This window comes from uncultured Sphingomonas sp. (assembly GCF_913777625.1).
GTDB lineage: Bacteria > Pseudomonadota > Alphaproteobacteria > Sphingomonadales > Sphingomonadaceae > Sphingomonas.
In genome coordinates, this window is record NZ_CAJYTI010000020.1 from 380851 (window position 1) to 399549 (window position 18699).

The 18699-nt window shown below is 68.3% G+C and carries 18 protein-coding genes and 1 tRNA gene; 8 read left to right on the forward strand and 11 right to left on the reverse strand.

The genetic code is table 11. The features are described 5' to 3' along the window. The first annotated feature begins 107 nt into the window (after window positions 1-107). From QZ814_RS11745 to rpsI, 7 genes are all read left to right on the forward strand, one after another. Complete coding sequence (locus QZ814_RS11745; RefSeq protein ID WP_294332336.1) at window positions 108-479, forward strand: hypothetical protein; 372 nt, start codon at window positions 108-110, stop codon at window positions 477-479. Then, window positions 476-685: a hypothetical protein gene (locus QZ814_RS11750; RefSeq protein WP_294332339.1), complete on the forward strand. Its 210-nt coding sequence runs from the start codon at window positions 476-478 to the stop codon at window positions 683-685. Before QZ814_RS11745 ends, QZ814_RS11750 begins: the two co-directional genes overlap by 4 nt. 57 nt (window positions 686-742) lie before the next feature. Continuing rightward, window positions 743-1717, forward strand: a complete 975-nt coding sequence (locus QZ814_RS11755) for a hypothetical protein (protein ID WP_294332343.1) — start codon at window positions 743-745, stop codon at window positions 1715-1717. Between the two features lie 82 nt (window positions 1718-1799). Continuing rightward, the gene (locus QZ814_RS11760; RefSeq protein ID WP_294332346.1) at window positions 1800-2828 is read left to right on the forward strand and encodes a COX15/CtaA family protein; all 1029 of its coding nucleotides are present in this window, start codon (window positions 1800-1802) and stop codon (window positions 2826-2828) included. Beyond that, complete coding sequence (gene cutA / locus QZ814_RS11765; RefSeq protein ID WP_294332349.1) at window positions 2825-3139, forward strand: divalent-cation tolerance protein CutA; 315 nt, start codon at window positions 2825-2827, stop codon at window positions 3137-3139. Before QZ814_RS11760 ends, cutA begins: the two co-directional genes overlap by 4 nt. Before the next feature lie 136 nt (window positions 3140-3275). Further along, the gene (gene rplM / locus QZ814_RS11770; RefSeq protein WP_019369452.1) at window positions 3276-3755 is read left to right on the forward strand and encodes a 50S ribosomal protein L13; all 480 of its coding nucleotides are present in this window, start codon (window positions 3276-3278) and stop codon (window positions 3753-3755) included. Further along, entirely contained in the window at window positions 3755-4321 is a 567-nt protein-coding gene (gene rpsI / locus QZ814_RS11775; protein WP_294332351.1) for a 30S ribosomal protein S9, read from the forward strand. The genes rplM and rpsI overlap by 1 nt, the downstream gene beginning before the upstream one ends. A gap of 516 nt (window positions 4322-4837) precedes the next feature. Here rpsI and QZ814_RS11780 read toward each other — a convergent pair. The 9 genes from QZ814_RS11780 to QZ814_RS11820 all read right to left on the reverse strand — a co-directional run bounded on the left by QZ814_RS11780 (window position 4838) and on the right by QZ814_RS11820 (window position 14647). Then, a complete protein-coding gene (locus QZ814_RS11780) occupies window positions 4838-5224 on the reverse strand; it encodes a hypothetical protein (protein ID WP_294332352.1) in 387 nt (128 codons plus the stop codon). An 87-nt stretch (window positions 5225-5311) separates the two neighbouring features. Beyond that, a complete protein-coding gene (locus tag QZ814_RS11785) occupies window positions 5312-5860 on the reverse strand; it encodes a MarR family transcriptional regulator (protein WP_294332354.1) in 549 nt (182 codons plus the stop codon). 54 nt (window positions 5861-5914) lie between these two features. Beyond that, complete coding sequence (locus QZ814_RS11790; protein ID WP_294332356.1) at window positions 5915-6661, reverse strand: metallophosphoesterase; 747 nt, start codon at window positions 6659-6661, stop codon at window positions 5915-5917. Further along, entirely contained in the window at window positions 6658-7500 is an 843-nt protein-coding gene (locus QZ814_RS11795; protein WP_294332358.1) for a diacylglycerol kinase family protein, read from the reverse strand. Before QZ814_RS11795 ends, QZ814_RS11790 begins: the two co-directional genes overlap by 4 nt. A gap of 40 nt (window positions 7501-7540) precedes the next feature. Further along, complete coding sequence (locus tag QZ814_RS11800; RefSeq protein ID WP_294332361.1) at window positions 7541-9028, reverse strand: DUF5597 domain-containing protein; 1488 nt, start codon at window positions 9026-9028, stop codon at window positions 7541-7543. A gap of 1 nt (window position 9029) precedes the next feature. Next, window positions 9030-9803, reverse strand: coding sequence for an enoyl-CoA hydratase-related protein (locus QZ814_RS11805; protein ID WP_294332363.1), 774 nt, complete (start codon window positions 9801-9803; stop codon window positions 9030-9032). 57 nt (window positions 9804-9860) lie between these two features. Then, on the reverse strand, window positions 9861-11081 hold the full coding sequence (locus QZ814_RS11810) for an FAD-dependent oxidoreductase (protein ID WP_294332365.1): 1221 nt from the start codon (window positions 11079-11081) through the stop codon (window positions 9861-9863). Between the two features lie 138 nt (window positions 11082-11219). Beyond that, complete coding sequence (locus QZ814_RS11815; protein ID WP_294332366.1) at window positions 11220-13256, reverse strand: hypothetical protein; 2037 nt, start codon at window positions 13254-13256, stop codon at window positions 11220-11222. Further along, window positions 13253-14647, reverse strand: a complete 1395-nt coding sequence (locus QZ814_RS11820) for a hypothetical protein (RefSeq protein ID WP_294332368.1) — start codon at window positions 14645-14647, stop codon at window positions 13253-13255. The genes QZ814_RS11815 and QZ814_RS11820 overlap by 4 nt, the downstream gene beginning before the upstream one ends. 393 nt (window positions 14648-15040) lie before the next feature. On the opposite strand from QZ814_RS11820, the gene QZ814_RS11825 reads away from it, so the two are divergent. Further along, window positions 15041-15114, forward strand: a tRNA-Gly gene (locus QZ814_RS11825). 181 nt (window positions 15115-15295) lie between these two features. On the opposite strand, the gene cobA is transcribed toward QZ814_RS11825, so the two are convergent. After that, window positions 15296-16099, reverse strand: coding sequence for a uroporphyrinogen-III C-methyltransferase (gene cobA / locus QZ814_RS11830; protein ID WP_294332370.1), 804 nt, complete (start codon window positions 16097-16099; stop codon window positions 15296-15298). Beyond that, window positions 16092-18671 (reverse strand): nitrate reductase, encoded by a 2580-nt coding sequence (locus QZ814_RS11835; RefSeq protein WP_294332371.1) that lies wholly within the window; start codon window positions 18669-18671, stop codon window positions 16092-16094. Before QZ814_RS11835 ends, cobA begins: the two co-directional genes overlap by 8 nt. Window positions 18672-18699 lie beyond the last annotated feature (28 nt).

Genomic DNA, 18699 nt, shown 5'->3' on the forward strand with positions numbered 1-18699 from the left:
GATCCCCCTCCACCACCGCCTGCGGCGGCGGTCCCCCTCCCCGTGCCGGGGAGGATCTGGGCCTCCCCGCCTTGAATCTTTAACATGCACATGTCATGTACATGCACATGGCAACCCAGCTTCCCCAGACTCGCTCCAGCCGCGTCGTCGTGCTGGTATCGCCCGAGGAAAAGCGGCGCATTTCGGCCAATGCGGAAGCCGCAGACATGACGGTCAGCGACTTCATGCGCACCGCCGCCGAACGCTATACCGAACCAACCGATGCCGAGATGGCGCTGATGCGCGACCTGCTCTCCCAGCTCGAGCAGGCTAATGCCCGCACCGACCAAGCCTTCACCCAGCTGGAAGTCGCCCGCACTGCTGCCGCACAGTTCGACGAGGATGCCTATCGCGCCCAGGTCCGCGAACAGCTGCTGGCCGATTCCTCGATCGACTGGGACGCGCTGTCCACCGCCCTGTCCGGCTGGGCCCGCCAGTGAGCTTCTGGACCGATGCGCTGCGCGCCCTCCAGCAGGTCGCGCTGCTCCAGCACAAGGTCGAGCAGGCGCTGACCACCGCTGAAGAAGCGCGACGCTATTCGATCGAAACGCGCGAGCGAGTGATCCGCCTGGAGACGCTGATCGACATCGCGATGAAGCGCTCGGCCACACCGCCTCCGGCCCCGCCCGTCCTCCCCGATCGCTGACGTGACGTGCGCCGCACGCCGCTTTGACGCGCCGGCAAAATCGTATACGTTTCGGTGATGATCCGACGTCTCGATTCTCGATCCAGGTTCCTCGCGCCCGTGCTCGCCTGCGCCGCCTTGGCCGGACTGGCCGCGGCAGGCACCCCTGCCGCGTCGCAGGGGCCCAAGGTCCGCGCCAGCCATGTCGTGCCCTTCAAGGTCATCCGCAGCGGCGGCAATCCTCGTCCGATCGTCGTCGCGCGCTTCAACGGCCATCCGCTGAGGATGATGGTCCATTCGAACGCCAGCTTCTATGCTCAGCTGGAACACGCCAAGGCGGCGGCATTCGGCGTCGTGCTCACCGCCGGACATCGCGCCTTCGGGATCGACCGTCCCGGCCATGTCAGCGATCTCGGCCTCGATCCAGGGATCGTCGCCACGCTGCAGGTGGGCAACGCAACCGTCCGTGACGCGCGCGTCAGCGTGTTCGAGGTCCCGCAGGATGACTATGGCATGCTCGGGATCGGATGGATCCGGGACAATCGCGTCGTGCTCGACTTCGCTAGGAACCAGGCGCTGGTCGCACCCAGCCCGGCCGAGGTCAGCGCAAAGGCGGCCGCGCTGCGCAAGGCGGGCTATGTCGCCTTGCCGATGCAATTTGACGAAAAGGAACAGCGCTATACCGTGCGGGCGACGCTCCACGGCATCACGCGCACGATGGCCGTCACCTCGGCCAGCGAACTGACGGTCGACCTGCCCTGGGCGGAAGCCGCGAAGCTCCCGCTGGGGAAGGATACCGGCGAAGGCAGCGGACCGACCGGCACGCATGTTTCGGAATATCGGCTGGATGCCCCGATACGGCTCCAGATCGGCGACTGGACCTCGCCCGACATTGCCGGCGGATCGATCAGCGACATTTACGGCTATGCCGCCCGCCCGCGCCCGGCCGACCCCGATGCCGGGATCAGCGGATATCTGGGCGGCGTATTCCTGAAGCGGACCGGCGCGGTGATCGATTTCGGATCGCGCATCCTCTACGTGCGCAGTCGATAGCCCCGCGATCCTGACCGAAAGTCCATCGGCCGGAAGCTAGCGCCTGCTTCCCCCACGGCCTACATCGCGGTACGTGCTGAAGATGACCGTCCTTCCCCTCACCGCCCGCCCCCGCGCGCTTGCGCTCTGGCTGTTCGTCGTCGCCGCGATGATCGTCGCGATGGTCGTCGTCGGCGGGATCACCCGCCTGACCGAATCGGGCCTGTCGATCACCGAATGGAAGCCGATCTCGGGGATCATCCCCCCGCTCAACGACGCGCAATGGCAGGCCGAGTTCGACCATTACAAGCAGATCGGCCAATATGAGCAGCTCAACCAGGGCATGACGCTCGCCGGGTTCAAGGGCATCTTCTTCTGGGAATATGTCCACCGCCTGCTCGGCCGGCTGATCGGCATGGTGTTCGCGCTGCCGCTCTTGTGGTTCGCGATCCGCCGGCAGATCCCCAAGGGCTATGGCTGGCGGCTGGTCGCGCTGCTGGCGCTGGGCGGGCTGCAGGGCGCGTTCGGCTGGTGGATGGTGAAGTCGGGCCTCAACCATACCCGCACCTCGGTCAGCCATTTCTGGCTGGCGACGCATCTGATGACCGCGCTGTTCACGCTGGGCGGCATCGTCTGGACGATGCTCGACCTGCGCGCGCTCGCCGCCAACCATGCCGAACGCCCCGCGCGACTGACCGGCCTCGGCGCGGGCGTGCTGGTGCTGCTGGCGATCCAGCTCTTCTATGGTGCGCTGGTCGCCGGCCTCGATGCGGGGCTGGTCACCAACCAGTGGCCGCTGATGAACGACCATTTCTTCCCCGGCGTCAGCCAGGTGGGAGAGAGCCCGCTCCACGCCGCCCTCTACGATCCGGCAATCGTCCACTTCATCCACCGCTGGTGGGCCTGGGTGGTCGTGGGCGGGCTGATCGTCCTCGCCCGCAAGGCCAAGGCCGCCGGTGATCGCCGCGCCTCGATCGCGATCCATTCGGCCTTCGGCATCCAGATCCTGCTCGGCATCGCCACGGTGATGACCGGCGTGAGCCTCCATGTCGCCGCCACCCACCAGCTAGTCGGCGCGCTGCTGGTGTGCGCGACCGTCTGGGGCGTCCACGCGACCGGCCGCACGCGGTGAGCGACACCGCGCTGCTCTACGTCACCTTCGCCAGCCGCGCCGACGCCGAGCGGGTGGCCGAGACGGTGCTGGCGGAGCGGCTGGCGGCCTGCGTCAACCTCCTCGCGCCCTGCACCTCGATCTATCGCTGGCAGGGCGCCATCGAGCGCGGCGACGAGGTGCCGGCGCTGTTCAAGACCCGCCCTGCCCTGGCACTCCGCCTGCGCGAGCGGATCGCGGCGATCCATGGCTATGACCTGCCGGTGATCGAGCAATGGCCGGTCGAGGCGGGCGCCGCGGTCGCCCGCTGGATCACCGAAGAGACACGCTGAACCGACAGGTATCATTTTACCCGTCAGCAAACCCACGCATTTCTTGACTTTCAGCCCTCCTATCGGCATTGGGGCGTGGATCGCGCTGCCGGCAACGGTGGCGCGTATGCATTTCCTACGCGAAAGGTCACAGGCCATGAAGGCGCTGATGAAGACCACCAAGTCGGCCAAGCCGGCCGAGGTGGAGAAGAAGTGGCACATCGTCGACGCCGAAGGGCTCGTCGTCGGTCGTGCAGCGGTGGTGATCGCGAACGTCCTGCGCGGCAAGCACAAGACCAGCTTCACCCCGCACGTCGACTGCGGTGACAATGTCATCGTGATCAACGCGGACAAGATCCGTTTCACCGGCAAGAAGCTCGGCCAGAAGGTGTACTACAAGCACACCGGCTATGCGGGCGGCATCAAGGGCATCACCGCCGCCAAGGTTCTTGAGGGCCGCTTCCCGGAGCGCGTTCTGGAGAAGGCCGTGGAGCGCATGATCCCGCGCGGCCCGCTCGGTCGCCAGCAGATGCGCAACCTGCGCATCTTCGCCGGTTCGGAGCATCCGCATGAAGCCCAGAACCCCGAGGTTCTCGACATCGCCGGCATGAGCCGCAAGAACAAGGTGGGTGCATAATGTCTGACAACCGCCAGTCGCTTTCCGACCTGGGTGCCGCGCTGGGCCAGCAGCCCGCCGCGCCGACCGAAGGCCAGGCCGCCGCTCCGGCTGCCGCCGCTGCCGACGCCTATCTCGCCGGCCAGATCGACGAGCCGGCCGCCCCGACCACGCCGCTGCGTGCGCAGGAGCTGGACCAGTATGGCCGCGCCTATGCCACCGGCCGTCGTAAGGACGCCGTGGCCCGCGTGTGGCTGAAGCCCGGCACCGGCAAGATCACGATCAACGGTCGTGACCAGGAAGTCTATTTCGCGCGTCCGACGCTGCGTCTCGTCATCAACCAGCCGTTCGGTGTCGCCGAGCGTGAGGGCCAGTATGACGTGATCTGCACCGTCAAGGGCGGCGGCCTCTCGGGGCAGGCCGGTGCCGTCAAGCACGGCATCTCGCAGGCGCTGACCAAGTATGAGCCGGTGCTGCGTGCCCCGGTGAAGAAGGCCGGCTTCCTGACCCGCGACAGCCGCGCCGTCGAGCGTAAGAAGTACGGCAAGGCGAAGGCCCGCCGCAGCTTCCAGTTCTCGAAGCGCTAAGCGTCTCGGCTTCGGCCAGGAAACAAGGGGCGGTCCGGCAACGGGCCGCCCTTTTTCTTACGATTCAAACGCAGCCTCGAGACGCCCCTAAATCGACAGGACGCGATCGGCGATCGCGGGCCGAAAGTGGTGAAGAACGCCCGCACCCGCAGAGCAGCAGCTGACCGAAGTTTAGGAAGTTTAGGCGTGCGCGCGTTTCTGCTGGAATCGCGACAGGGCAGCGAGGCGAAGTTTAGGAAGTTTAGGTGCACGACGATGCAGTGCACCTCGTCTGCGATGACGCCGACCACAGAGATACAGTGCGCCCCTCATCGTACGCAACTAGCGCATCTAACAAGATCAAAGAGCGGCCGTACCATCCGGCAGAGACGAACATATAGTGAACAAATGACATTTCACAATCCGCCGATCGCCTGTAGATTTATCATCACGATGGCCGGCAGTTTGTGGGAAGCGGACAGCGGTCACAACCTGGAAAGGTGGTTAGCACCCTTCCGCTGGCTGTAACTCATTTATTCAAAGGTTTCTAAGCCGCCGCCACCAAGGAGGTGTGGCAACGACAGGCAAAGGATAGCCGCCAAGGCGAGCTTGGGGGTGTTCGGCGAAGAGGGTGTTTAGCATGCCCTTGGTTAAACCGTTGGGTATCGGGACAATCGCTGAGGCAGATTCCTGAAGCACATCATCGACGAACACGGCCACGGTTGGTCCGTTTGCCCAGATGATGAGATTTTCGGGTCCCCACTCTATTTCTCCCACAGTGCCGCTTTCAACACCATCTGGGGTTTTCAGGGTTATCGTAGCGCTGGGAGGTACCTCAAACTCGTCACACCACGGTTCAACCCAAACGAGAAGCGTGCCCGGTCCCGGATTGCATAGGCTCCATTCATGGTCGGTCCGGGTCATTAGCAGCAGCTTTCCAAATGGCGCACATGTCTGCAAGTGGGGGAACCGGACGCGCTGCCATTACCCGCGGTCCCGATAGCCCAAACCCTATCCCTTCGGCAAAAACCCCAGCACCTTCTTCCCCAGCTTGATCAGCGTCATCAGCCGGGAGGGCGGGATGGCGATCATCTGCTGGTACCAGTCGTCCAGCGTCACGGTGAAGCCGTGCAGCGCCTCGATCCGCGCACGGGCCACGGGCGAAATGTGCGGATCGGCCTGGGCCTCGGCGACGCAGGTCTCCAGCGCGGCGACGGCGGGATCAATCTCGCGCTCCTTTCGGCCTTGCGCGATGCGGGTGAGCATCTGCATCAGGTCCACCTCCGCCTCATAATGGTCGCGGCGGTCGTGGAGCACCGGCACCCGGCGGATCAGCTTCCAGCCGAGCAGTTCCTTGAGGCTGTTCGAGGTGTTGCTCCGCGCGATCCGCAGCCGGTCGCTGATCTCCTCGGCGTGCATCGGCCGGTCGCTGAGGTAGAGCAGCGCATGGATCTGCGCGACCGAGCGGTTGACGCCCCATTGGCTGCCCATTTCACCCCAGTGCAGCACGAACTGCTGGACGGCGACGGGAAGCGAAGGCTCGGCAGCATGTTCTGTCATGACAGAAATATCAGCTTAGTACAGAGCAGCGTCAAGAGGACGTGCGACCGTCCCTCAAAGCTGCACGCTTGCCTCCCCCAGGAAGCGGGCGCGGGTGGAGAAGGTCGTCCCCTCCACGGTAATTTCGTTGAACGAGGGCGGCTGGTCACGGGTGCGCTCCGAGAGCGTGCCCGCGCCGATCAGGCGGACCACCTGATCGTCGACGCGGTGCTCGATGTCGAACGGGTCATGGACATGGCCGCTGAGCACCGCATCGGCGCCAGCCTGGGCGAGCGCGACCAGCGCCCGGCGCCCGCCATGCGTCCGCGACGTCGCCCGCGTCCCCGCCTCGATCAGCGGGTGATGGGCGGCGACGAACACCAGGTCGCCCGTCGGCACCGCCTCGGCCAGCGCCAGCGACCGCTGCAGCGCGTGCATGCTGACATGCCCCTTCGACCAGTTCGTGCGAAACTGGAAACGCGCGGTGGTCTTGAGCGGCACGATCGACACGCCTCGAATGTCGAGCGGCCGCTCGATCATGTGCTCCAGCGCCTTGTAGCGACGGTACGGCATCGCCAGCCGGGCGAAGGGATTGAAATAGGGCAGATCGTGGTTGCCCACCTCGACCGTCACCGGCACGGCGAGGCTCTCCAGCCATTCGGCGGCGGCGGCGAACTCCTTCGCCCGGGCGCGCATGGTGAGGTCGCCGGTCATGATCACCGCGTCCGGCTTCTCGTCGCGCACCTTCGCGTTGAACCAGTCGACCGCCTCGCGATTCTCCCGGCCGAAATGGACGTCGCTGACATGGAAGAGGCGCATCATGCCGCCACCCCTTCGGCGCGGGTGGCGATGAACGTCTCCAGGCTCCGCCCGGCACGGACGGTGGTGCCGGGCGCGAGCGTTTCGGGCTCGCCGTCGAACAGCGCCAGCACCGGGCGCCGCTCGCCGAGGCGGAGCTGCTCGGTGCGGCTTTCGGTGACGGCACGCGCCGCGACCCAGTCGCCGGTCACCCATTCCCAGCCGAGCTGCGCGATCGAGCCCCAGTCGCGCGCGTCGACCGCAGCGACCTCCAGCCCGTCCAGCGCGGGGCTGACGAACACCGCCTGATAGCGGTCGCCGAGCCCCTGCGCGCCTTCCACCCGCACCCCGCGCCGGTGGAAGGTGTTGCGCCAGGCGCCGCGGACCGCCGCGAGCAGCCGCCCGAACCGCCCCTTGCGCACCACTTCGCGGGCGCGGAACCAGCTCGCCGCCGGCCCGAGGATCAGCCCGACGAACGCGCGATGCTCGCCCGCGACGATATAGGGCAGCGCCACCCGCCGGTCGCAGCCATGCGCGGCGTGGAGGATCTTGTGCGGATCGGTCTCGTCGTGCAGCGCCTTGGCGAGCAGGTTCATCGTGCCGCCGGGCAGGATCAGGAACGCACCGTCCCATTCGGCGAGCGCGCAGAGCGCGGCGTTGATCGTGCCGTCGCCGGCGAACAGCACCACCGTATCCACCCCCGCCGCCTCCAGCGCCGCGCCGTCGGGCAACGGATCGGCGGGGAAGCGGGTGCGGCCGGCGAGCGACAGGCCGCGCTCCGCGAACACCGCCTCCAGCGCTTCGCATTTCGCCGCGGAGGTGGTGCCGGAATTGGGATTGGTGATGAACCAGAGTGTCTGCATGGCCCTCGTAACGTCCGACAACCGATTTCGCCGCGCGCGCTCAGTAGCGGTACAGCCGCACCCGCTGCACCCCGATCGCGTCCGGCGGCAGGCGGACATGGCGGCCCTGATGCGTCTGGTCGCCATTGAGGCGGCGCAGCGGCACGAAGCGGCCCGCCTCGAACCGCCCCTCCTCGACCGACTCCAGCCCGGCCTTGCCGTCCCCCGAAACCGGCGCGGCCGTTACCGTGATGCCGGTGCCGGCGACCAGATAGTCGTCACCGCCCTGCCACAGGAGCATCCCGCCATGCTCGGCCGGGGTCTGCGCGGTACGGGAAGTCCAGGGATCGACGAAGCGCACCGTGAATCGATAGCCCCCCAGCGCCACCGTCTGCGGCTGCTCGTCGACCGCGCCGTCGGGCGTCACCGGCGGAGCGAAGCCGGCGATGCGGGCGTTCGCCTGCGCGTCGAGGATGACCGGCGCCATGCCGCCGAGCAGCGCATAGAGCGCCGTCAGCCGCGCCGCGCCGGGCGCATCGATCGTGTCGATCGAGAAGGGGCTGAAGCCGATGCCGTTGAGCCCGCCGAACACCAGCAGCGCATTGGCAGCCGCGCGCGGGTCGCCGGCATTGTTTGCCTCGGGCACGAACAGCGGGTTGCCGGGCAGCGCATAGCTGCGCGCGATCTCGCCGAAATTGGGGAAATAGATGTCGGGGGCGAGGAAATCGAGCGACGGCGCGGCGCGCTTCCACGCCGCCAGCAGATGGACCAGCGGGCCGCCCGCCGGATACTCGCCGGGCTTGCGCCCCGGCCGCCCCTGCGCCCCGTTGACATACATCGGCAGCGGATAGGCACGCTTGCCGGCGGCGGCCACCGCCTCGGTATAGCGGGCATAGGCCTCGGCGGTGAACGCTTCCTCGCTGCCCCGAAAGCGGGCGAAGGCAGCATCGGCAATAGGGCCGTGCTCGCGTGCGTCGGGCAGGAAGCCGATCTCGTTCTCCACCTGCACCAGAATCACCGTGTGCCGATCGCCATCGACGGCGCGCAGATGCGCCATCAGTGCGGCAAAGGCGCGGGCGTCGGCATCGCGCGTCGCCGCCGCGAAGGCGGAGAGGATTTCCTGGTGCGTGCCGTCGGCGGCAAGCGCGCGGGGGAAACGGCGCGCGTCGCGCTTCACCCAGGCGGGGACATAGGTGGACATGGAATTCTTCCACGCCCCGAACCACAACAGCCCCAGCCGCAGCCCGTGCGCGCGGGCATCCTCGATCAGGCCGTCGACGCCGGCGAAATCGAACCGGCCCTCCGCCGGCTCGATCAGTTCCCAGCTCACCGGCGCCAGCACGGTGTTGAGGTGCATCGCCTGCAGCCGGGGCCAGGCCGGCGCCAGCCAGGCGCGCTCCGATGCCGAGGAGTTGCCGAGCTCGCCCCCCAGGATCAGGAAGGGCTTGCCGTCAACGATCAGCTGGCCGTGGCGCAGGGCCGGTATCTGCGCCGTCGCCGGAGGTGCCGCGAGCAGCGCCAGCAACAGTGCGGTCCAGCGCCATCGCATTTCAGCGGCCCTTGAACTGCGGTTCGCGCTTGGCGAGGAAGGCGGCGATCGCCTCGCGGCAATCCTCGGTCCTGGCGGCGATGCTCTGGTGATCGGCCTCGATCTCCAGCGTCTCGGCCAGCGTGCCCGAAAGGGCGGCCCCGACCTGCCGGCGGATCAGGCCCAGCGCCACCGTCGGCATCGCGGCCAGCTTGGCAGCGAGGCCGTGGGCGACCTGCCACAGCCCGCCATCCTCCACCACCCGCGTCACCAGCCCGGCGGCCAGCGCCTCTTCGGCCGGCATGCGTTCGCCGAGCAGCGCCATTTCGAGCAGCCGCGCGCGCCCCGCGGCCTTGCCGATCAGCCAGGTCGCGCCCGCATCGGGCACCAGCCCGATATTGGCGAAGGCGAGCAGCAGATAGGCGGACTGGGCCATCACCACGATGTCCGCCGCGAGCGCGATCGAGGCCCCCGCCCCCGCCGCCGCGCCGTTCACCGCGCTGACGATGGGAATCGGCAGCTCGGCCATCGTCGCGATCACCGGGTTATAATGCTGCCGCAGCGCCTCGCCCGAATCGCGCATGCCGACGCTGGCGGTCAGATCCGCCCCCGCGCAGAAGGCACGCCCCTCGCCGGTGAGCAGCACCGCCCGCGCGCCCTCGTCCGCCGCCTGCCGTAGCGTCGCGGCGAGCAGATCGAGCATTTCGGACGTCAGCGCGTTCAGCCGATCGGGGCGGTTCAGGCGCACCACCGCGATATCGCCTTCCCTCGCAAGCAGCACCGGCGCGTCGGACATCCTCAATTCTCCCTTTGGCTGGGGGATGGGATGCCCGCCCGCGCGCGGCCGCGCAACTCAAAGCTCCTTCAGCACCACCGCCGGATCGGCGAGCCTGGCGGGATCGACCACCATGCGCTCGGCCACCAGCCGCTTGCCCTGCACATAATCGCGCATGGCATTGACGCAGTCGAGCGCGATCACCCGCCCCTGCTTGAGGTAGATCACCGAAAAGGCGCGCGCGGCCGGGTCGCCGCGCACCACCGTCGCGTCATGGCCGATCGACAGCCCCACCGTCTGCAGCTTGAGGTCGTACTGGTTCGACCAGAACCACGGCACCGCATCATAGTGCGCGTCCTGCCCGGTCAGGATCTTGGCGACGACATTGGCCTGATCATTGGCGTTCTGCACCGATTCCAGCCGGATCTCGGCGCCGTCGGCATAGGCGTTCGCGTGCAGCGCGCAATCGCCGATCGCATAGATGTCCGCCAGGCTGGTGCGGCACTGCGCATTCACCCGCACGCCGTTGCCGCCCGCAGCGCCCGCCGCCAGCAGCGGCGCGACTTCGGGCACGATGCCGATGCCGACGATCACCATGTCCGCCGGCAGCATCTCGCCGCCTTCCAGCCGCACGCCGGCGACGCGGCCGTCCCGTTCCTCCAGGCACTCGACCTTCGCGCCGGTGCGGATCTCGACGCCTTGGGCGCGGTGCTCGGCCTCGTAGAAGCGCGACAGCGGCTCCCCGGCGACGCGGGCGAGCACGCGGTCCATCGCCTCCAGCACCACCACCTGCTTGTCCGCCTTGATCAGCGCGGCCGCGGCCTCCAGCCCGATATAGCCGCCGCCGATCACCACCACGCGGCGGGTGGCGGGCAATTCGGCGAGCAGCTGGTCGACGTCGCGCCGGGTGCGGATCGCATGGACGCCGGCGAGGTCGTGCCCGCTGCACGCCAGCCGCCGCGCGCTGCCACCGCCTGCCCAGACCAGCGCGCCATAGCCGATCGTGGCACCGCCCGCGTCGGTAACCGTCTTCGCCGCCGGATCGACCGCCACCACGCGCCGGCCGCACAGCATCGTCACCTGCCGCTCGTCCCAGAAGCCGGACGCGCGAATCAGGATGCGATCGAAGCCCTTTTCGCCCTTCAGATAGTCCTTGGACAGCGGCGGCCGCTCATAGGGCAGGTCGGGATCTTCCCCGATCACCGCCAGCGTGCCGGCAAACCCGGCCTGGCGCAGCGCGATCGCACATTGCGCGCCGCCATGGCCGCTGCCGACGATCAGGATATCGTACTTCGTCAACACACCCTCTCCCTGCTCGCATTGGATCCAATTGCCAGATGCCATAGCAAGGTCGATCCACGGGGTCACGCATCGCCGCCGCCCCTATCGCAGCAACGGGACCCCGCCAATCGGGAGAAGTGCGCCTTGACGGCACGGTCAGGGGGCAGCGGCCACCTGCTTGGTGGAAACCGGGACGCAATTCACCAAGGCCTGCAGCGCCGCGGCCAGCAGCACGAGCAGCAGTTCGAGGCAGACCAGTCCGGCGACAGGATGCGCCTCCAGCCACGGGCAGTGCAGCGGATCGAGAAACGCGGGCCGATAGCCGCTCCACCACGCGAGGGCGCCGGCAACGGTTAGGACGACGGACAGCGCCGAGGCGAACCACTGCGCCGCCTCCAGCCGCACCACGGGCGTCCAATCCTTCTCGATCGTCATGCCCGGATCGTCGCGTCCCCGGTTATCGTTCTGATGCCGGGCCAGGCGCCAGCCGTACCAGGCGCCGGTCGACCAACGGAGCAGCCCGGCGAGCAGGATCGCACCAGCGACGATGGCGAGAATCGGCCAGACACTGGCATGGAAGGTCGCGAAGAAATCGCTGCTGCTGGGCTTCGCACCGGGCGTCGGAAAAATCATCTGCTTGCCGAGTCCACCGCCGACGGTAACCAGCGCGACGGCTGCCGCGGCCAAGGTGGCGGTGAGGATCAACACCGCCAGCGCCGCGGCCAGCTTGCCGAACCAGAGCGGCAGGCGAACGGTGGCGATGTCCAGACCGGGATTCTCGCCGATCAGCCACTGCGCGACTTGGGTCCGCTGGGTGATGCCAACGCCCTGCTTGTAGGACTGGCTATTCTGGAAATAGTTCAGATGAGCCAGCAGATAGGGCTGCCAGATCGGCGTGCGATAGGTCGTGCAAGGCGGCACATCGCCTTCGAACGGCCTGGTCTTGAACTTGCTGCTCGTCACACGCTTCGCGCCGCCCTCCTCGACCCGCGTGGCGCCGAACCGGTCCAACGTGCCGGCAACGGGACCCTGCGGCGCCTGCAGATTGAGCCAGCGGCAGCTGCCCTCCGGAAACACGCTCGTGCCATCCAGGCGCCTGGTGGCGGTGGCGACGATCCGCGGCCAGAGACCGGCGAACTTGTTGAGCGGGCTGCCATAGGTGACGACCCCGCGCAGCCGCGCGAACAAGGCCTTGCGATCGATCACATCCGCATCGTGCAGCCAGTCCGCGCGCGCCGGCATCATCAGATGTTCCTCGCCCTCCCGGCGCGGGCATTGCGGATCGCGCTTCAGGTGCGGCGGCAGCGCGTCCCACTGGTCCTTGCCGAGATAGTTGGGCAGCGCATGGCCGATTTCCGTGAGCCCGTTATAGGCGACGACCGAGCCCAGGCTGTGGCCGAGAACATACCAGCCGTGCAGATCGGTGCGGGCACCCATCCCCACCATCTGCGTGACCATCCGGCGCCGGATTGCCACCCGGCGCGGAAAGCCGGGATCGCTCAGGGTCGAATCGCCCGGCCGGGCACGCTCCTCATAGGTGCGCACATCGCCGATATACTGGACGAGCAGCGTGGGGGACGGCGCCGATTGCGTAAGGCTCGCCGCGACGCGCTTGACCAGCGACAGCGTTACTAGCGTCAACAAGGCGCCCACCCCCGCGATCCACAGCTTGAGCCGCCCGCCCAGTTCGCTCCAGAATTCACCGGCGACCGATGCCGGCATCGCCGTGAGGTGGGAACCGAACGTCATCGTCCTGCCGTCGGCGGCGGGTTTCGCCACCTGCTTGACCTGCGCTGCGTCGAGATCGCGGTAGATCGGCGCCGCCCATTGGCCGAGACCCCAGATCCAGAATTTCAGCACGTCGAACAGGCCGCTGCGGGCACCGAGATCGGCCCAATAGACCTCGTGGCAGTGAAATTCATAATGCCGTCTCGCCGCGTCCCCCGCCCCCTCCCGTGGCACGACGTTCACCCGCAGCGTGACGGGCGCGTCGCCGCTCGCGGTGGGCGTTCCCACCGGCAGCGCCCAATCGGCGGTGCGATCCTCGACCGCGCAGGAAACGAACGACGTATCCGATCCGCGCGCCAGCAGTTCGGCCAGCTCCGACACGCTGCTCTTCAGATGTTCGAACGGCTTCTGCTCGCCAATGCCATGCACGAACAGCAGCCCGATCTTCTCGGTCGCTTGCGTCATTGCCCCCCTCCCATGCCGCCCGCAGCGGGTTTCGGTGCGACGCCGGTCGAACAGAGATCCTCTCCCGGCCTGGACTCCTTCTGCGCCACGGTCGCGAGCACGAGGCACGACCTGGTCAGTTCCGCATCCCAGAGCGTCCACCCCGCGCGAAGGCGCCGAACATCGTATCGCCAGCCGGACGGGTCGCGCTTGGTGAAACGGCGGTGGACACTCAGGGTTTCGCGCGCGTCGCGGAGATAGGCATCGCCGTAAATGCGTATCTCCTGGACCGTCGCGATGCCCGCGAGCGAATCCTTCAGGATCGCGTTGAAGGCCCCCTTGATCGGCGTGCTGAACGCCGCGACGATATTGCTCGCGCGATCGAGCGACTGCTGCAGGTCGATCCGCTCGATATCGACGCCGATCTGGAACACCCGCAGCAGCCGGGTGGTATAGCCGTACCAGCGCAGCACCGGCTGGAGGTCGTCGATCCCGTCGGAAAGGGTGAGCGTCGACGCCTTGTCGATGTCGTGGCCGCCTGCTTGATCGCCGACCGTCAACAGTCCGGTGCCGGCGACCTGGGCGCGCAGTTCGGCGTTCCACACCAGGCTGGCGCTGCGCAGGGCCTTTTCGGCCTCGGCCACATGCCCCAGCAGCAGTTCCGCCTGGGTCACCTGTTTCTTGCCCGGGTGCGAGACGATCAGTTGCGTGCCGAACCGCGTCAGCAGCGTCAGCAGGATATGCGCGCGCAGCAGCCGCCCCTCGATATCGTCGTCGCCATTCTGCGCCCATAGCCCGGGAGCACCGGTTGCCGTCTTCAGCGCATCCGGTGCGCCCACCGGCGCGATATAGCAGTCAAGGAACCGGTTGAGGCGCCAATCGGGGCGATCGGCCCCACCCTTGGCGAAGTCGCCGATGCCGTTTTGCGGATGCTCGGGATAGTCGCGCGGGGCCGGCATCAACACATAGGGAAGATTGCGGCCATGATCCTCCTCACCTCGCGTGTCGTCGAACGCCGCCGCGCCGGACGTCTCGGCTACCCCCGTGCCGCTGCGACGATCGCCGGGCTGCCAATATTGCAGGCTGGGCATCAGGCCATTGGCGATGATCGTCGAAGAACGGAGAACGAAATTGGCCGAGGATTCCTCCAGGAGCGTCCGCGCCTCCGGTGTCGGATGCCGCACGTCCCGCGCCGCGAATTTCGGATCCCGGTGCCGCCGGCGCCAATCCGCCGCGGCGATGCCGCTGAGCGCCTGGTGCGAATAAAATCCGTTATCCAGCAAACATTCGCGGAACGCGTATTTGTTGATTCCCGGCGGCCCCGTCACGACGCCGCTGCCGATCGTGGTACATCCGCCGAGCAACACGCTCGTCGCGAGCACGGCGGTCGCCGTCGTCCACCGCAGCTTCATCGTCACACCCCCCGATACGACGCACGCCCCCGGCGTGAACATTGAACAGCTTACAGGAGAATTACGCGAAACACGCGATCGTCCGAATTCAAGGGAATCGGATAGTATCGCGTTAATTTCCGCCCATTGTATCTACACGTCAACTACGCATCCCTTACGGATGGGACGTCGCATATCTGGCGACAGCAGCCGCAGCAACATCTATGCATTCTGGAATATCTTCTGGTGCGGCACAGCGCCGGACGGCAGGCATCCCGGCCTGCGCTACGCCGCGTCCCCACCCCGCACGTAAGCCATTGCCAGCGGCGTCGCCCACGGCTATTGCACCGCGCACTGGCAGTCGGCGCAATGTTCGCTGGGCCATGGCGAGACGTTGCGGTAACGCAACGCGGCGCGGGTGTAGCTCAATGGTAGAGCAGAAGCTTCCCAAGCTTACGACGAGGGTTCGATTCCCTTCACCCGCTCCAATTCCCGCTGCCGAGAAATTACGGAACGCCTTCTAGCCTGTAGAAACTATCGCAGCCTGTCCCCGGGCAGTCTTCGCGATGCTCGAAGAGGCGGCGTGCGCCCCGCTCTCCTCCTCGGCCCCGGGCGAACAGGGCGAGAGGCGCCCTGCTGGCGTGCCGGTGGAGCCCCCCCGCCTCCGCATCACCCGCGGCGATCGCCGCAAGCATCGGCGCTTCGGCGATGCGGCGCGGCACCGGCCACCGACCCGCTCCCCGCCGCGGCAAGCGCCTCGCCGACCAGGATGAGGGTTGGCTGATCGCCGGGAAAGCCGGCCACGGCGATCGGCAGCAAATCGAGCCGGGTGTGGAGCAGACGCTCGCCGGCAAGGCTGACGTCGCACGCGAGCAGGACCGGGGTGGTGCCCGCAAGCCCCGCTGCGGCGAGATTGCGGCTGATCTCCGCTGCCGCGCTGCGCCCCATGTAGAAGACCGTGGTGCAGTGCGCGTCCGCCAGCGCCGCCCAGTCCAAGTCGAGCGGCGCGGCGCCCCGCTTGTGGGCCGTGGCGAACTGCACCCGCCGCGCCAGTCCCCGCAGCGACAGCGAGACGCCGGCCGACGCCGCTGCCGCGCTGGCAGCGGTGATGCCGGGGCAGATCCGCACCGGCACGCCGGCCTCGGCGAGCGCCGAACATTCCTCCATCGAACGGCCGAAGATCGAGGGATCGCCCCCCTTCAGCCGCACTACCCGCTCGCCGGCCTGTGCGGCAGCGACGAGCAGAGCGTTGATCGCCCCCTGGTCCTTGGAATGCCGGCCGGCGCGCTTGCCCACCGGCACCCGGCGCACGGCGGCAGGGATCAGCGCGAGCACACCCGCACCGACCAGCGCGTCGTAGAACACGATCGTGGCGGTGCGCAGCAGCCGCTCGGCCTTGCGGGTGAGCAGATCGGGATCGCCCGGGCCGGCACCGACCAGCCAGACGCTGCCGGCGGGAAATTCGTCAGCCATGCGCGGCCTCCTTTGACATGTCCTTCAGAATACGGGCGAGCGCCGGACGGCACGAACCGCAATTGGTGCCGGCCCCCAGCGCCGCCCCGATTCCCGCGACGTCGACAAGCTGCTGGTCGCGAATGGCAGCGGTAATGCGGTGCAGGCCGATGTCGAAACAGGCGCAGACGACCGGCCCGCGATCGGTCGTGCGGCCTGGGGGGCAGCCGGCCAGCACCTGGGGCCCCTGGGGCGCATCCAACTGGCCGATCAGCCAGTCGCGGCTCGGCAGTTCGCCCGCGCGGGCGACGAACAGCACCGCCGCCAGCCGGCCATCGCGCAGCACCGCCACGCGACGCGATCCGCGGGCGGGGTCGCTCGCCTCGATCCGCTCGCCTGGCGGGAGCACGCGGTCGAGTGCGGCAGCGTCGCCGATGCCCGCCAGTTCGTAGAGCGCCCCGCCCGGCACGGTCACCCGCGTCGCCCACAGGCAGTCGGGTGCCATGCCCTCCCCGCGCAGGATCAGGAACCCCCGCCAATCGATCGCGACCGGCACGACGCGGGCAGGCGCGAGCTTGAAGCCGGGCTGGCCCGAATGCGGATCGACGAGGTCGCGGGCGAGCAGCCCGGTGCGGCCGCCGCGCGCCTGCCGGTCCGTCCAGTGGATCGGCGTGAACAGCTCACCGCGGCGCTGGCCGGGATGATGCGCGGCACGGAACAGGCTTTCGCCCCGCGGCGTCGTCACCCGCGCCAGCGCGCCATCGGCAATGCCCAGCGCCGCGGCGTCGTCCGGGTGGATCTCGACCAGCGGCTCCTCGCGGTGGCGGGCGAGCTTGGGTGACAGGCCGGTACGCGTCATCGTGTGCCATTGGTCGCGGTAGCGGCCGGTGTTGAGCGTCATCGGCCAGTCGCGGAGCGGCGCCTCGAGCGGCCGCTGCGCCACCGGGACCAGCCGGGCGCGACCGCTGGGGGTCGGGTAGCGGCCGTCCGCGAAGGGCTGCGGATGCCAGGAAAACGGCGCCATCGCGTCATAGGCCTGGTTGCCGATCGCCGCCTTCGCCTTGAGGTCGAGCATCCGGGCGCCGCCGTTGCGATAGGCGGTCAGCCGCGCATGTTCGCGCCAGATCTCGGCCGGACGATCAAAGGTGAAGGCGGTGCGGAACCCCATGCGGCGCGCCACCTGGCTGACGATCCACCAGTCCGGCCTGGCCTCGCCGGGCAGCGGCAGGAAGGCGCGCTGGCGGCTGATCGTGCGTTCGGAATTGGTGACGGTGCCGTCCTTCTCGCCCCAGGCGGCGGCCGGCAGGCGGACATGGGCGTGGATGCTGGTGTCGGTCTCGGCGACCACGTCGGAGACGACGACGAACGGACAGCCGGCCAGCGCCTCGCGCACGCGGCCGGCATCGGGCATCGAGACGGCCGGGTTGGTCGCCATGATCCACAGCGCCTTGATCCGCCCCTCGCCCACCGCGCGGAACAGGTCGACGGCCTTGAGGCCCGGCTTGGTCGCCATCCGCTCGGCGGCCCAGAAACGACCCACATCGGCCACGTCTTCCGCCCCGAAGCCGCGATGCGCCGCCAGCGTCGAGGCGAGCCCGCCCACCTCGCGGCCGCCCATCGCATTGGGCTGGCCGGTGATCGAGAAGGGCGCCGCGCCGGGGGTGCCGATCCGCCCGGTGGCGAGGTGCAGGTTGAGGATCGCGTTGACCTGATCGGTGCCGCGGATCGACTGGTTGATGCCCTGGCTGAACAGCGTGACGGTGTGCGGGTGCGCGGCGAACAGCCGGTAGAAGCGCTGGAGATCGGCAGGCGCGACATCGCAGCGCTGCGCGGTGGACCAGAGGTCGTGCCCCTCTCCCAGCGCTTCCCAGAAACCCTCCGGCACGTCGAGGTTGTCCGCACCGGCCAGCCCCTCGGCGCGGCAATGCGCGAGCAGGCCGTTGAACAGCGCGACGTCGCTGCCGGGGCGCAGCGGCAGGTGCAGGTCCGCTTCCTCGGCCGTTTCGGTGCGCCGGGGGTCGATCACCACCAGCTTCGTGCCGCGCTCGGCTCGCGCCGCCATGATCCGCTGATAGACCACCGGATGGCACCAGGCGGTGTTCGAGCCGACCAGTAGGATCAGGTCGGCCGCGTCGAGATCGGCATAGCTGCCCGACACCACATCCTCGCCGAACGCGCGCATGTGCCCGGCCACCGCGCTCGACATGCACAGCCGCGAATTGGTGTCGATGTTCGCCGATCCGATGAAGCCCTTCATCAGCTTGTTGGCGACATAGTAATCCTCGGTGAGCAGCTGGCCCGAGACGTAGAAGGCGACGCTGTCGGGTCCGTGCTCGGCGATCGTCGCGCGGAAGCGGCGGGCGACGAGGTCGAGCGCCGTGTCCCAGCTGGCGCGGCGGTCCCCGATCATCGGGTGGAGCAGGCGCCCCTCCAGCCCGATCGTCTCGCCCAGATGGGTGCCCTTGGAGCAGAGCCGGCCGTGATTGGCGGGATGCTCGGGATCCCCCTCGATGCGGACGCTGCGCTCGCCGGTGACGGTAGCGCGGATGCCGCAGCCGACCCCGCAATAGGCGCAGGTGGTGCGGATCGTCATTGATCCTCCCCGGCACGGGGAGGGGGAC

Bases quoted from the DNA above. Each gene is read 5' to 3' on its own strand.
- QZ814_RS11815 (WP_294332366.1), bottom strand. From the start codon at position 13,256: ATGACGCAAGCGACCGAGAAGATCGGGCTGCTGTTCGTGCATGGCATT.
- rpsI (WP_294332351.1), top strand. From the start codon at position 3,755: ATGTCTGACAACCGCCAGTCGCTTTCCGACCTGGGTGCCGCGCTGGGC.
- QZ814_RS11760 (WP_294332346.1), top strand. From the start codon at position 1,800: ATGACCGTCCTTCCCCTCACCGCCCGCCCCCGCGCGCTTGCGCTCTGG.
- QZ814_RS11800 (WP_294332361.1), bottom strand. From the start codon at position 9,028: ATGCGATGGCGCTGGACCGCACTGTTGCTGGCGCTGCTCGCGGCACCT.
- QZ814_RS11820 (WP_294332368.1), bottom strand. From the start codon at position 14,647: ATGAAGCTGCGGTGGACGACGGCGACCGCCGTGCTCGCGACGAGCGTG.
- QZ814_RS11790 (WP_294332356.1), bottom strand. From the start codon at position 6,661: ATGATGCGCCTCTTCCATGTCAGCGACGTCCATTTCGGCCGGGAGAAT.
- QZ814_RS11780 (WP_294332352.1), bottom strand. From the start codon at position 5,224: ATGACCCGGACCGACCATGAATGGAGCCTATGCAATCCGGGACCGGGC.
- QZ814_RS11745 (WP_294332336.1), top strand. From the start codon at position 108: ATGGCAACCCAGCTTCCCCAGACTCGCTCCAGCCGCGTCGTCGTGCTG.
- QZ814_RS11805 (WP_294332363.1), bottom strand. From the start codon at position 9,803: ATGTCCGACGCGCCGGTGCTGCTTGCGAGGGAAGGCGATATCGCGGTG.
- QZ814_RS11835 (WP_294332371.1), bottom strand. From the start codon at position 18,671: ATGACGATCCGCACCACCTGCGCCTATTGCGGGGTCGGCTGCGGCATC.
- QZ814_RS11795 (WP_294332358.1), bottom strand. From the start codon at position 7,500: ATGCAGACACTCTGGTTCATCACCAATCCCAATTCCGGCACCACCTCC.
- QZ814_RS11755 (WP_294332343.1), top strand. From the start codon at position 743: ATGATCCGACGTCTCGATTCTCGATCCAGGTTCCTCGCGCCCGTGCTC.
- rplM (WP_019369452.1), top strand. From the start codon at position 3,276: ATGAAGGCGCTGATGAAGACCACCAAGTCGGCCAAGCCGGCCGAGGTG.
- cobA (WP_294332370.1), bottom strand. From the start codon at position 16,099: ATGGCTGACGAATTTCCCGCCGGCAGCGTCTGGCTGGTCGGTGCCGGC.
- QZ814_RS11785 (WP_294332354.1), bottom strand. From the start codon at position 5,860: ATGACAGAACATGCTGCCGAGCCTTCGCTTCCCGTCGCCGTCCAGCAG.